This window comes from Umezawaea endophytica (genome assembly GCF_025061645.1).
Taxonomy (GTDB): domain Bacteria; phylum Actinomycetota; class Actinomycetes; order Mycobacteriales; family Pseudonocardiaceae; genus Umezawaea; species Umezawaea endophytica.
In genome coordinates this window covers 181,170-194,205 of the sequence record NZ_JANYMP010000007.1, presented here as the reverse complement: position 1 = coordinate 194,205, position 13,036 = coordinate 181,170, and the positions used below count along the sequence as shown (strand labels likewise).

Annotated in this window: 11 protein-coding genes; 5 read left to right on the top strand and 6 right to left on the bottom strand. The window is 72.4% G+C overall.

What is annotated here, in order from left to right:
* Nucleotides 1–36: 36 nt before the first annotated feature.
* Both NZH93_RS17185 and NZH93_RS17180 read right to left on the bottom strand, forming a co-directional pair.
* Nucleotides 37–1,641 carry a CocE/NonD family hydrolase gene (locus tag NZH93_RS17185; RefSeq protein WP_259624103.1) on the bottom strand — a complete coding sequence of 535 codons (1,605 nt, stop codon included), beginning with the start codon at nucleotides 1,639–1,641 and terminating at the stop codon, nucleotides 37–39.
* A 76-nt stretch (nucleotides 1,642–1,717) separates the two neighbouring features.
* Entirely contained in the window at nucleotides 1,718–2,452 is a 735-nt protein-coding gene (locus NZH93_RS17180; protein WP_259624102.1) for a TetR/AcrR family transcriptional regulator C-terminal domain-containing protein, read from the bottom strand.
* A gap of 102 nt (nucleotides 2,453–2,554) precedes the next feature.
* Here NZH93_RS17180 and NZH93_RS17175 point away from each other — a divergent pair, with 102 nt between their 5' ends.
* Nucleotides 2,555–4,105 carry an FAD-dependent oxidoreductase gene (locus NZH93_RS17175; protein ID WP_259624101.1) on the top strand — a complete coding sequence of 517 codons (1,551 nt, stop codon included), beginning with the start codon at nucleotides 2,555–2,557 and terminating at the stop codon, nucleotides 4,103–4,105.
* On the opposite strand, the gene NZH93_RS17170 is transcribed toward NZH93_RS17175, so the two are convergent.
* A complete protein-coding gene (locus NZH93_RS17170; RefSeq protein ID WP_259624100.1) occupies nucleotides 4,086–6,092 on the bottom strand; it encodes an ATP-dependent Clp protease ATP-binding subunit in 2,007 nt (668 codons plus the stop codon). The genes NZH93_RS17175 and NZH93_RS17170 overlap by 20 nt on opposite strands.
* Before the next feature lie 131 nt (nucleotides 6,093–6,223).
* Nucleotides 6,224–7,138 (bottom strand): DUF1996 domain-containing protein, encoded by a 915-nt coding sequence (locus NZH93_RS17165; protein ID WP_259624099.1) that lies wholly within the window; start codon nucleotides 7,136–7,138, stop codon nucleotides 6,224–6,226.
* Between the two features lie 288 nt (nucleotides 7,139–7,426).
* Between NZH93_RS17165 and NZH93_RS17160 the strand changes: the two genes are divergently transcribed.
* Nucleotides 7,427–9,595, top strand: coding sequence for a discoidin domain-containing protein (locus NZH93_RS17160; protein WP_259624098.1), 2,169 nt, complete (start codon nucleotides 7,427–7,429; stop codon nucleotides 9,593–9,595).
* A 79-nt stretch (nucleotides 9,596–9,674) separates the two neighbouring features.
* Here the strand turns inward: NZH93_RS17160 and NZH93_RS17155 are convergent, their stop codons facing one another.
* Nucleotides 9,675–10,091 carry a YbaB/EbfC family nucleoid-associated protein gene (locus tag NZH93_RS17155; RefSeq protein WP_259624097.1) on the bottom strand — a complete coding sequence of 139 codons (417 nt, stop codon included), beginning with the start codon at nucleotides 10,089–10,091 and terminating at the stop codon, nucleotides 9,675–9,677.
* 120 nt (nucleotides 10,092–10,211) lie between these two features.
* Complete coding sequence (locus NZH93_RS17150; RefSeq protein ID WP_259624096.1) at nucleotides 10,212–10,586, bottom strand: nuclear transport factor 2 family protein; 375 nt, start codon at nucleotides 10,584–10,586, stop codon at nucleotides 10,212–10,214.
* 41 nt (nucleotides 10,587–10,627) lie between these two features.
* Between NZH93_RS17150 and NZH93_RS17145 the strand changes: the two genes are divergently transcribed.
* From NZH93_RS17145 to NZH93_RS17135, 3 genes are read left to right on the top strand one after another with little or no spacing between them, the layout of a single operon-like run.
* A complete protein-coding gene (locus NZH93_RS17145) occupies nucleotides 10,628–11,170 on the top strand; it encodes a PadR family transcriptional regulator (protein WP_259624095.1) in 543 nt (180 codons plus the stop codon).
* A gap of 34 nt (nucleotides 11,171–11,204) precedes the next feature.
* Nucleotides 11,205–12,338: a sensor histidine kinase gene (locus tag NZH93_RS17140; protein WP_259624094.1), complete on the top strand. Its 1,134-nt coding sequence runs from the start codon at nucleotides 11,205–11,207 to the stop codon at nucleotides 12,336–12,338.
* Nucleotides 12,335–13,009, top strand: coding sequence for a response regulator (locus tag NZH93_RS17135; protein ID WP_259624093.1), 675 nt, complete (start codon nucleotides 12,335–12,337; stop codon nucleotides 13,007–13,009). Before NZH93_RS17140 ends, NZH93_RS17135 begins: the two co-directional genes overlap by 4 nt.
* Nucleotides 13,010–13,036 lie beyond the last annotated feature (27 nt).

Genomic DNA, 13,036 nt, shown 5'->3' with positions numbered 1-13,036 from the left:
CGCGGCTGCGGGCGTGGCCGCGTCACCTCGCGGCGGTCAGCCGAACACGGCCAGGGTGACGCCCGACGGGTGCTCGGGGTCGTGGAAGACCTCGAAGTGGCACGGCACGGTGGCCACCGCGTCGGCCGTCGGGTCGCCGGTGCCGTGGTTGCGGGCGAAGCGCGGGAACGCGCCGCCCGAGACGTGGACCCGCAGGCGGTGACCGCGGCGGAAGCGGTACGCGGTCGGGTCGAGCACGACCTCGACGGCCTTGACCCCGTCGGCGCCCGGCACGCGCAGGACGCCGTCGCACACGTTGAGCGACACGCCCTTGGGGTCGACGTCGCACAGCCGCACGAACACGTCGGCGTGCGGGGTCGAGGTGCGGACGTGGATCGTGGCCGACACCTCGCCGATCACGTCCAGGTCCCGCGCGAGCGGGGGCCTGGTGTAGACGAGCACGTCCGCGCGGGCCTCGACGGACCGGTTGTCGTGCTGCTTGGCCTCGCCGCTGAGCATCGGGCCGCCGACCGTCGGCGTCGGGTCGGCCGGGTCGTAGGTGAAGCGGTCCGGCGCTGTGTCGCCGGGCTCGTCGTCGGCCAGACCGCCGACGGGCTGGAGGTAGAAGGTCTTCGGCTTCGACTCGGCAGGCGGCCACTGCTCGAAGTCCAGCCAGGTGGCCGCCTGCTGGAGGAAGACCCGCACGGGCGGGCGGTGGAGCTGGGCGCGGTCGTCGAGCAGGTGCGCGGCCAGCCACGACGCCTGGTCGGCGAGCATCGGCCGGAAGCTCGCGGGCTCACCGTGCTTCCACGGGCCGATGGTCAGCCTGGTCCTGGCGCCCGCGGCCTGGAGCGCCTTGAAGTCGGTGAGCTGCCGGGCGAGGAACAGGTCGTACCAGCCGGTGACCATGCTGGTCGGCGTGGTCAGCTCGGCCAGCCGTCCGCTGTGGTCGGTCTCGGCCCAGTCCTCCGGGGACTCGGCGTGCGTCGTGACGTCGGCGAGGAACGGCACCCGCTTGCCGATCGCGGCCACGTCCGCCGAGCGCAGCGGCAGGTGCGACATCGCCCGCCGGGTGCGCTTGATCCGCACCGGGTTGGGCACGGCGGCGAACCGCTCCTCCTGCCTGCCGATCTGGGCCGACCAGGACAGCATGTTGTCCAGCGCCATCACCCCGCCGGGGTAGAACGCGGTGGTGAACTCCGACGCCGTCACGCCGAGGCACATCGCCTCCAGCGGTGGGTCCAGGTACGGGGCGACCGCCCACTGCGTGTGCCCGAGGTAGCTCGCGCCCGCCATCGCCAGCCTGCCGTCGCACCACGGCTGCTCGCGCAGCCACGCGGCGGTCGCCAGGCCGTCCTCCTTCTCCTGCCGGAACGCCCGGAACTCGCCGCCCGAGCCGAACGTGCCGCGCACGCTCTGCACGACCACCTGGAAACCGCGGCGGGCGAAGGTCGCGCCGAACAGCGCCCCCATCGGCCCCCGGCGGCCGTACGGCGAGCGGACCAGCACCACCGGCAGCGGCTCGGTGCCCGGCGGCCGGTACCGGTCGGCCAGCAGCCGGACGCCGTCCGGCATCGGGATCACCAGGTCCCTGGTGACCACGGGCTTCGGCACCTCCGCGGCGGGCAGACCGAGGACCTTGTCGACGAGGCGTTCCAGCACGGGCGGCCACCTTTGCGCAGGTTAACGACGGATAACCCGAGGCTACCCGCGCTGTCGGACCGGCCGCAGGACCGGATCAGCGGGCGAACGCGTGCGCGATGCCGTCGAGCACGGCGCCGAGACCCGCCTCGAAGGTGGTGTCGGCGTCCGGCTCCTCGCCGTCGTGGGTGATCACCTTCTCCACCGTGGGGTAGCGGCCGGTGGCCAGCATCCGGCGCAGGTAGGGGACCGACGCCCGTTGCCACTGCGCCAGTGCCAGACCCGTGGCCCGCTCGGCGCGCGCCTCGCCGACCTCGGCCCTGATCGCCCCGGTCACGTAGGCGGTGAACGTCCGCACGGCCCGCATCACGTCGGCGACGTCGGTGAAGTCGGCCGTGCGGTCCAGTGCCGCGAGCGACTCCTCCAGGAACGCCAGCGCGTTCGGGCCGCGGACGTGCGGCCTGCCGCCGAGCAGGTCGATGAACCACTCGTGCCGGTGCGCCGCGTCGCGCAGCCGGTGGGCGATCGAGCGCAGCGCCGCCCGCCAGTCCTCGCCGGACGGCTCCGACGGCGGGGGGAGTTCGCCGTAGACCTCGTCGACCATCAGGTCCAGCAGTTCGTCCTTGCTCGCCACGTAGCCGTAGAGCCGCATGGGCCCGGCGTCGAGAGCGGCGGCGACCTTGCGCAGCGACACCGCGTCCATCCCGTCGGCGTCGGCGAGGCCGATCGCGGCGGCGACGATGCGGCTCCTGCTCAGCGCCGTGGGCGCGGGCCTGGTCGGCGGCTCCGGCCGGTCCCAGACCAGCTCGTTCCCGTCGGAGTCGTCCCGCACGTCCCGCCCACCTCCACGCCGTTCCGATCGGAGATCAACGTACACCTCGACGGCTCGATACGGCGTATGTTCCGATACAGTGTATCGATCCGAGGAGGGTTCATGAGCGGGGAAACGGCTCCGGTGCTCGTCGTTGGCGGAGGCCTGGTCGGGCTGTCGGCCGCGTTGTTCCTGGCCGCCCGAGGGGTGCGGCCACTGCTGGTGGAGCGTCGACCGGCGAGTTCGCCGCACCCCAGGGCCATCGGCTACACGGCCAGGACGGTGGAACTGCTCCGCTCGGTCGGCCTGGAGTCCGCCATCCCGACGGGAGGCGCGAGCACCGCGGTCCGCCGAGCCAGGGTGGAGAGCCTCGCGGGCACGTGGTTCGAGGAGCAGCCGTGGTCACCGCCGTCGGCCGCGCCGGAGGTCGAGCACTCGCCGTGCGGGCCCGCGGGCATCGCCCAGGACCGGCTGGAGCCCCTGCTCCGCGACCGCGCCGTCGCGCTGGGCGCCGACGTCCGGCTGTCCACCGAACTGGTGTCGTTCGAGCAGGACGACGCCGGCGTTTCCGCCGTGCTGCGGGCGGCGGACGGCGGCGAGTACGAGGTGCGCGCGGAGCACCTCGTCGCTGCCGACGGCCACCGCAGCCCGGTGCGCGAGGCCCTCGGCGTGCACCGCACCGGTCGCGGCCACCTGGCCACCGTGCGCAGCGTGCTGTTCCGCGCCCCGCTGGAGGAGTACCTGCGCGGTGGCGTCGGCCAGTTCGCGATCGACCAGCCGGGGCTGAGCGCGTTCCTCACCACCTACGGCGACGGCCGGTGGGTGCTGATGTTCGAGGACGACGTCGACCGGGACGAGAAGACGCTGCGGGACCTGGTCGCGCGGGCGATCGGCCGGTCCGACGTGGCCGTGGAGCTGATCACCACCGGCCGGTGGGAGCTGGCCGCCGCGGTCGCCGACACCTACTCGGTCGGCCGGGCGCACCTGGCGGGCGACGCCGCGCACACGTTGCCGCCCAACCGCGGCGGCTACGGCGCGAACGTCGGCATCGAGGACGCGCACAACCTGGCGTGGAAGCTCGCGGCGGTGCTGGCGGGGGAGTCGACGCCGGGGCTGCTGGACACCTACGACGCCGAACGGCGGCCGGTCGCCGAACTCTGCCACCGGCAGTTGTTCGCCCGACCGGAGCGGTACAACCCCGAGCCGACGCGGGACGTGCCGCTCATCGACGACCGGGCGATGGTGTTCGGCCAGCTCTACCGCTCGGCCGCCGTGCTCGACGCCGGTCCGGACCTGCCGCCCGCGCTGCGGCCGGAGCAGTGGGCCGGGCAGCCGGGAACCCGCGCCCCGCACCTGTGGCTCAGCCGCGACGGCGCTCGACCGTCCACACTGGACCTGTTCGGCCGCGGGTGGGTGTTGTTGTCCGACAACGACGACTGGGCCGACGCGGCGAAGGCCGCGAGCCCGGCGCTCGACCACCGGCGGGTCGACGTCGACGGCTTCCGGACGGCCTTCGGCCTGCACGACGGCGGCGCGACCCTCGTGCGTCCCGACGGCTACATCGCCTGGCGTTCCCCGGACCTGCCCGCCGATCCGGCGAACGCGCTCACCTCGGCGCTGCGCCAGGTCTCCTTCGCCACCGCGCGGCCGTCGGTCAGCCTGCCCGGTCGGTGATGGTGAGGGTCGGCGCGCCGTCCACGATGCCCACCACGACGTGCTGGCCGCCGCGCAACTCACCCCCGAGCAGGGCACGCGACAGCCGTCGGTCCAGCTCCCGGCCGATGGTGCGGCGCAGCGGGCGCGCGCCGTGCTCGGGGTCGTAGCCGCGGGCCGCCAGCCAGTCGACGGCCTGCTCGCCGACCTCCAGGGTGATGTCCTGCTCGCGCAGCCGGAGGCGGGTGTCCTCCAGCAGAAGCCCGGTGATCTGGCGGAGCTGGTCGGCGTCCAGGCCGCGGAACAGGATCACCTCGTCCAGGCGGTTGAGGAACTCCGGCCGGAAGTAGCGGCGGACGGCCGCCATCAGCGGTTCGCGCAGGTCTTCCGCCGGACGGCCGGACGAGGCGGCGGCGAGGAGCTGTTCGGCGCCGATGTTGCTGGTCATGATGATCGCGGTGTTGGCGAAGTCGGCCGTCCGGCCCTGCGCGTCGGTCAGCCTGCCCGCGTCCAGCACCTGGAGCAGGGTGTTGAAGACGTCTGGGTGCGCCTTCTCGATCTCGTCGAGCAGCAGCACCGAGTACGGCGTGCGGCGGACCGCCCCGGTGAGCTGGCCAGCGTCGTCGTAGCCGACGTAGCCGGGAGGAGCGCCGGTCAGCCTGGTCACGGTGTGCTGCTGGGAGAACTCGCTCATGTCGAAGCGGATCAGCCGGTCCCGCGACCCGAACAGCGCCTCGGCGAGCGCGCGGGCCACCTCCGTCTTGCCGACGCCGGTCGGACCCAGGAACAGGAACGAGCCGACGGGCCGGTCCGGGTGCTTGAGACCCGCGCGGCCCTGCCGGACGGCGTCCGCGACGGCCTCGACGGCCTCGTCCTGGCCGACGATCCGCTGGTGCAGGTGCTCCTCCAGGTGCAGGAGCCGGTGCCGCTCGGCCTCCGTGAGGCGGGACACCGGGATGCCGGTGCTGCGGGACACCACCTCGGCGACGTCGTCGGCGTCGACGCTCGGGGCGTCGGCCATGGCGGCGCGCGCGGTCTCCAGGTCGGCGGTGGCGCGGGCCAGTTCGTCCTCCAGGAACAGGACGCGCCCGTGGTCGTCCCCGGCGGCGGCCACCTCCCGTTCGAGGTGGTCGATCCGCCGCTGCACGGCGTGCGGGTCCGGCGCCGCGGACTTCTCCCGCAGCCGGACCCGAGCGCCCGCGCGGTCGAGCAGGTCGACGGCCTTGTCGGGCAGGAAGCGGTCGGCGATGTAGCGGGTGGACAGCTCCACGGCGGCGACGAGCGCCTCGTCGGTGACGCGCACGCCGTGGTGGCCCTCGTACCGGCCGCGCAGACCGGTGAGGATGGCTATCGCCTCCTCGCGCGACGGCTCGGCGACGAGGATGGGCTGGAAGCGCCGTTCCAGCGCTGGGTCCTTCGCGATGTGCCGCCGGTAGTCCTCGACCGTGGTCGCGCCGATGACCTGGAGCCTGCCGCTGCTCAAGGCCGGTTTCAGCATGTTCGCGGCGTCCATCGGCGCGCCCTCGGCGCTGCCCGCGCCGACCACGGTGTGCAGCTCGTCGAGGAACAGCACCACCATCCGGTTGGCGGCGGACACCTCGTCGATCACGCCCTGGAGCCGTTCCTCGAACTCGCCCCGGTACTTGGACCCGGCCACCATGCCCGCGAGGTCCAGCGAGATCAGCCGCCTGCCCTCCAGGGTGGCGGGTACGTCGCCGCCCGCGAGGCGCTGGGCGATGCCCTCGACGATCGCGGTCTTGCCGACACCGGGGTCGCCGATCAGCACGGGGTTGTTCTTGGTCCGCCGGGACAGGACCTCCAGGACCTCGTCGATCACGTCGTCGCGGCCGACGACCGGGTCGAGCTGCCCGTCCCTGGCGGCGGCGGTGAGGTCGCGGCCGAAGTGGTCGGTGCGGCGCGTCGACGGGCCGGACTGGTCGCCGCCCGCCAGACCGCCGAAGAGCTTGCCGACCAGGTCGTCCAGCGAGCCGATCCAGTCGTCAGCCATGCGGTGCCGCCTCTGCGTCGGGGGTGTCCGTCCTCCCCGATACTCCGCTTCCGCGGACGGAACCGCCACCGTCGTGGCCGAGGGCCGGCGGGGCACTCTCCCGCCGGCCCTCGTTCGTCCACAAGGGACGGTCAGGGCCTGCCGGGCAGGCGGTAGTTGTTGCCGAGCGCCTGGCCGCGGTTCGGCTTGTACTGGTCGTAGCCCTTCGGGTCGCACTGGAGGCCACCGTTGATGCAGTGGGTCACCAGCGCGTCCAGGGTCGGCGCGTCCCACGCGTTGAAGAAGTCGTAGTGCCAGGTGTAGCCGCGTCCGCTGGCCAGTCGGACGGTGGACATGTCGCCGTCGACCGGGAAGGCGATCTTGAACTCCAGCATCGGCACGGGCCGAGGGTGGCTGGCCGGGCACGCGCCGTTGACCGGGTACGCCATGTGGCTCTTGTGGTCGGCGGAGTCGAGGTCGCGGCCGTTCCAGCAGCTCGGGGCCTGGTAGCGGATGTTGGCCTGGCTGCCGAGCATGCAGTTGGCCGGGAAGTCCCAGTTGTGCGAGCTGTTGCCGCACTCCCAGCCCTCGATGGCGCCGGGGGCGGTGCGGAACTCCTCCTGGGTCGCGGTCGAGTTGCCGACCACGTACCGCAGGCCCGGCGGGAACGGCCGGACGGCGCGGTAGTCGAGGATGCCGGTCTTGTAGTAGATGACCTGCTTGCCGATCGGCAGGACGGCCTGGTTGTTCTTGAAGACCGTCGGGAACCAGTAGGCGGACAGGTCGTCGGGGTTGACGCACGACGTGTTGTACGGGCCCGCCGCGACCAGGGAGTTGAGCGTGGTGCTCGCGCTCACCGTGTTGTTGCCGACGAACGAGTGGTCGTGCGACGCCCCCGGCAGGTTGGGGAAGATGATCGGGTCGTCCGGCGCCCGCTTGGTCACCGAGCAGTTCGTCTGGAACTCGTGGTGGGTCACGAGCTCGTCGGCCTGCGCCGCCGACCCGGCCGTGGTCAGGGTGGCCGCGACGAGGGCGCCTGCCACCAGGAGTGAGAGTTTTCGGAGCACGGATCCTCCAGCAGGGAGAGGAACGCCGCAGGGTCGCGGCGCGAACCACGAACGCCCAATCTTGGAGAGCGCTCTCCCGTAGGATGTGACCCCGCTCATCTGCTGTCAAGGGTCCGATGCAGGCCATTTGTCGTACCGGAACACAATTTCGCAGGTAGTGCGCTTGACAGCGTCGACATCCAGTCGTAACACTCGTGCTTCACCGGAGAGCGCTCTCCCACTGCTGCCCGCCTCGGCGGGTAGGGGGCGGCTCATCCCGGCGCGGTCCCCACCGAGGTAGGAGATGTCATGCGCACCCATCCGCCCGACGCGTCCCCGCAGCGCAGGCGAACCCGTCCCGTCGCACTGGTCGCACTGGTCGCCCTCTTCCTGGGCCTCCTCGTGGCCACGGCGAACCCGGCCCAGGCGGCGACCCTGCTGTCCCAGGGCAAACCCGTGACGGCGTCGTCGAGCGAGGGAGCGGGCACGCCCGCGTCCGCCGCCGTCGACGGTGATCCCGGCACCCGCTGGGGCAGCGTGTTCAGCGACCCGCAGTGGCTGCGGGTCGACCTCGGCTCCACCGCCACCATCAGCGAGGTCGTGCTCCGCTGGGAGGCGGCCTACGCCACCGCGTTCCAGATCCAGGTCTCCGACAACGACGCCGACTGGCGGTCGATCTACAGCACCACGACCGGCACCGGCGGCAACCAGACGCTCGCCGTCAACGGCACCGGCCGGTACGTCCGGGTCCTCGGCACCCAGCGCGTCGGCGGCTACGGCTACTCCCTGTGGGAGTTCCAGGTCAGCGGCACCCCCGGCACGACCGGCCCCAACCCCGGTGGTCCCGGCGTCACGCGGGTGACCGGTTCGCAGGGCAACTGGCAGCTCTCCGTCGACGGCGCCCCGTACGTCGTCAAGGGCCTCACCTGGGGTCCGCCGGTCTCCGAGGCGGCGGCCCGGATGCCGGACGTGAAGGCCATGGGCGCCAACACGATCCGCACCTGGGGCACCGACGGCACCAGCAAGACCCTCTTCGACGCCGCGGCGGCGAACGGGATCAAGGTCGTCGCGGGCTTCTGGCTGCAACCGGGCGGCGGTCCCGGCAGCGGCGGCTGCGTCAACTACGTCACCGACGCGACCTACAAGTCCACGATGCTCGCGGAGATCCAGCGCTGGGTGACCGAGTACAAGGGCCACCAGGGCGTGCTGATGTGGAACGTCGGCAACGAGTCCATCCTCGGCATGGGCAACTGCTTCTCCGGCGCGGAGCTGGAGAACCAGCGCAACGCCTACGCGCGGTTCATCAACGACGCGGCGCGCGCGATCCACGCGATCGACGCGAACCACCCCGTCACCAACACCGACGCCTGGACCGGCGCGTGGCCGTACCTCAAGGCCAACACCCCGGACCTGGACCTGTACTCGGTCAACGCCTACAACGCCGTGTGCAACGTCAAGCAGGACTGGATCAACGGCGGCTACACCAAGCCGTACATCATCACCGAGGGCGGGCCCGCCGGTGAGTGGGAGGTCCCCAACGACGCCAACGGCGTGGCGACCGAGCCGACCGACGTGCAGAAGCGCGACGGCTACACCCGCGCGTGGAACTGCGTGCAGGGCCACGCCGGTGTCGCGCTGGGCGCGACGCTCTTCCACTACGGCACCGAGGGCGACTTCGGCGGCGTGTGGTTCAACCTGATCCCCAACGGCGAGAAGCGCCTGTCCTACTACGCGGTCCGGCAGATGTACGGCGGCGCGGCGGCGGCCAACACCCCGCCGGTCATCACGAACATGGCGCTGAGCCGCACCACCGACGTCCCGGCGGGTGGCACGTTCACGTTGTCCGCCAACGTCAGCGACCCCAACGGCGACCCGATCAGCTACACGATCGGCTTGAACAGCAAGTACATCAACGGCGCGGGCGGCATCATCTCCGCGGCGTTCACCGGCAGCGGCCCGTTCACGGTCACCGCGCCGCAGATGCTCGGCGTGTGGAAGGTGTACCTGTACGCCAGGGACGGCAAGGGCAACATCGGCATCGAGACGAAGTCCTTCCGCGTCGTCGCGCCGCCGGTGCAGGGCACGAACGTCGCGCAGGGCAAGCCGACCACGGCCTCGTCCTACCAGCAGGTCGGCGACGGGGCGCCGTACCCGCCGGAGCGGGCCACCGACGGCAACGCCACCACCCGGTGGGCCAGCGACTGGAGCGACCCGCAGTGGATCCGGGTCGACCTCGGTTCGGTCACCCAGATCAACCACGTCCAGTTGATCTGGGAAGCCGCGTACGGCAAGGCCTACGAGATCCAGGCCTCCGACGACGGGAACAACTGGCGGTCGCTGTTCGCGACGACCACCGGTGACGGGGGAGCGGACGACATCCCCGTCACCACGTCCGCCAGGTACGTCCGCGTGAACGCCACGCAGCGCGGCACCGCGTGGGGCTACGCGCTCTACGAGCTCGGCGTCTACCGCCGCTGAGCCCCGACCGGTGCGGGCGTTTCCTGCCCGCACCGGTCGTCAGCGCCCGCTGAACGATCTGTGGACCTCGCCGGTCCGCTCACCTGCCGTCGTCCATCACCTCGGGGCCGTCCCAGTCCTCGTCGTCATCCCCGCGCGGTTCCCGCCGCGAGGCGGTCGGCGGGGGATCGGGCTCGGGGAACCGCTTGCCCGCGTCGTCCACGAGCAGGCGCACGCCGACGTCGTCCGCGCCCACGGTCTGGGCGGCCGTTTCCTGGAGCAGCGCGGGAATCCGCGACTGAGCGCGCCGCACGCACTCCAGGACACCCGCGGCCACGCCCGCGAGCGAGCCCGGCATCTCCAGTTCCGTGAGCGCCCCGCTGCTCGACACGGTCACCTTGATCAGGCCGTCGCGCGAGGTCTCGGTCACCGACATCCGGGACACGCGGTCGTGCAGGTCCTGGAAGCGCCGCGCGTCGTCGGAGAGCTTCTGCTGCCACCCGTTGTGGTCCGACATGACAGCAGGGTCGCGCATCCATCGCCGACTGATCAATCGCCTGTACGGCGCAGAGAAGTGGCGCAACAGCCCCACATTCGGGTCGCGGCGCTCGTCAGGGGCGCCACGACCCGGCCGGGGTCAGCCGAAGAAACCGACGATCCGCCGGATGCGACCGTCCTCGGTGAACTCCACGAAGTCCTGACCGGGCAGCGCGGTGCCGAGGTTCACGCCGTCCGCGACGATCGGCGCGGGCGAGGACAGGAGCCAGGTGAACCGGCCGACGAGGTGGTAGGCGTCCAGGCCGCTCGTCGGCGCCATCGTGGCGCCGGGGAACTGCTCGGCGAAGCCGAGGATGTGCTGGGTCAGCCCGTCGACGCCCACGACGGGGTCGGTGGTGGGGTCGGTGTAGGTGGCGTCCTCGGCCCAGCACTCGGCGAGCGCGGACCGGATGTCGGCCTCGGTGGTCAGGGACCACGCGTGGGCGTACTGCTTGACGGCTTCCTGGGGATCCATAGTCAACTCCTCACTAGTCAAGACTGGACTATACTCGGTTCGTGTCCACCGGTGGCTACCTCGTTCTCGGACTCCTGCTCGACGGCCCGGCCTCGGGCTACGAGCTGGGGGCCCGCGCGTCCAGAGCGGTCGCGTACTTCTGGCCGATCACCCGCTCGCACATCTACGCCGAACTGCCCAAGCTCGTCGACCGCGGGCACGCCACCGTCGTGGTGGTCCCCCAGGTCGGCGCGCCGGACAAGAGCGTCTACACCGCGACCGAGGAGGGGCGCCTGGCGTTCCGCGCCTGGCTGGACGGCTTCGACGACGTGACCGAGCACGGCAGGCAGCCGTTGCAGATCCAGCTCTACTTCGGCCACCACAGCAGCCGGGAGCACCTGCTGGCGCAACTGGACCGGTGGGCCGACGAGGTTCGGCGGATGCTCGACTTCTGCCGGAACATCCTCGCCGAGGGGCCGTCGGTGGATCCCGACGGCGGGCGGGCGGTTCGCGCGCTCACCGCGCACTTCGCCATCAACCGGGCCGAGGCCGACCTGGCGTGGATCGAGGAGGCCAGTGCGACGGTCGACCGTACTTTGGACTGATCTGGAACGGCTGCCGCCCTCGTACGATCGTCGGGTGCCGGAACTCCTGCGCTCCCTGTGGGGCGAACCCCGTCCGTCCGACGCCCCGCGCCGGGTGTGGCGGGACTGGGCGCTCGTGGGCGTGCTCGTGCCGCTCGCCGTGCTCGAGGGGTTCCTGCGCCCGGACATGCCGTGGCGGGTGGTGTCGGTCGTCCTCTGCGTGCTGCTGGTGCCGACCCTGCTGTGGCGGCGGACCAGGCCGCTGCTCATGTTCGCGATCACCTTCGCCACCACGGGGCTGGCCCCGCTGTTCACCGAAGGGCACCCGCCCGAGTCGTACACGATGGCGTGCCTGCTGCTGCTGATCTACGCCCTCTTCCGGTGGGGGTCGGGCCGGGAGGCCGCCACCGGCCTGGCGGTGATCGTCGCGCACGTGGCCTTCGCGGTGTCGCTGGGCCACATCAGCCCCGGCGACGGCGCCGCCGGGCTGCTCGTGACGTTCTCGGCGGTGTCGGTGGGCGCGGCGGTCCGGTACCGGGCGGGCGCGCGGACCCGGATGATCGACCAGGTGAAGCTGGTGGAACGCGAACGGCTCGCCCGCGACCTGCACGACACCGTGGCGCACCACGTGTCGGCCATCGCGATCCGCGCCCAGGCGGGCCTGGCGACGGCCGCCACGAGCCCGGACGCGGCGGTCGACGCGCTGAGGCTGATCGAGTCCGAGGCCTCGACCGCGCTGGGCGAGATGCGCGCCATGGTGCGGGTCCTGCGCCGCGACCTGCCCGCCGAACTCGCGCCCAGCCCCCGCGTCGCCGACCTCGAACAGCTCGCGGGCCGTCAGCGCTCCGGCCCGTCCGTCGAGGTGGGGATCATCGGCGACGTCGACGGCCTCCCGCCGTCGGTCGGCACCGCGATCTACCGCCTGGCCCAGGAGTCCGTCACCAACGCCCGGCGGCACGCCCGGCACGCCACCCGCATCGAGGTCCGCGTCGCCGCCGACGCCACGTCCGTCCGGCTGAGCGTCAGCGACGACGGCGACTCGGGCTCGGCGGCGGCGCCGTCGGGTTACGGGCTGATCGGCATGGTCGAACGCGCGGGCCTGCTCGGCGGCACCTGCGAGGCGGGCCCGAACCCCGGTCGCGGCTGGACCGTCACCGCCGTGCTGCCCCGCACCGGGGCGCAGGCGTGAGCGTCCGCGTGGTCGTGGCCGACGACCAGGAGATCGTCCGCACCGGGCTCACGATGATCCTCAACGCCCAGCCGGGCATCGAGGTCGTCGGTGAGGCCGCCAACGGGCAGCGGGCCGTGGAACTGGCGCGGGCGCTCCGCCCGGACGTGTGCCTGTTCGACATCCGGATGCCGGGCGTCGACGGCATCGAGGCCACCCGGCTGCTGGCCGGACCGACCGTCGCCGACCCGCTCGCGGTGGTCGTCATCACGACCTTCGACCTCGACGAGTACGTCTACGCCGCGCTCCGCGCGGGCGCCCGCGGGTTCCTGCTCAAGGACGCGGGCCCCGCGCTGCTGTCCCAGGCCGTGCACGCCGCCGCCGACGGCGACGCGCTCATCGCGCCGAGCGTCACCGCGCGGCTGCTGACCGCCTTCGCGGGCGGCGGCCCGGCCGCACCGTCGGCGCAGCCGGTGGAACCGCTGACGGAACGCGAGGAGCAGGTGCTCGCGACCGTCGCGAGTGGACGGACGAACAGCGAGATCGCCGACGAGCTGTACATCACGCTGAGCACCGTCAAGACCCACGTCGCCAGCCTGATGGCGAAGCTGGGCGCCCGCAACCGGGTCGAGATCGCCATCTGGGCCTACGAGACCAACCGCGTCCGCCGGTCGCCCGACCGGAAGTACTAGGCGCGCCTGGTACTCCGGACGGGTGCG

Coding starts and splice junctions, on each gene's coding strand:
- NZH93_RS17170 (WP_259624100.1), bottom strand. CDS start 6,092: ATGGCTGACGACTGGATCGGCTCGCTGGACGACCTGGTCGGCAAGCTC.
- NZH93_RS17155 (WP_259624097.1), bottom strand. CDS start 10,091: ATGTCGGACCACAACGGGTGGCAGCAGAAGCTCTCCGACGACGCGCGG.
- NZH93_RS17160 (WP_259624098.1), top strand. CDS start 7,427: ATGCGCACCCATCCGCCCGACGCGTCCCCGCAGCGCAGGCGAACCCGT.
- NZH93_RS17175 (WP_259624101.1), top strand. CDS start 2,555: ATGAGCGGGGAAACGGCTCCGGTGCTCGTCGTTGGCGGAGGCCTGGTC.
- NZH93_RS17150 (WP_259624096.1), bottom strand. CDS start 10,586: ATGGATCCCCAGGAAGCCGTCAAGCAGTACGCCCACGCGTGGTCCCTG.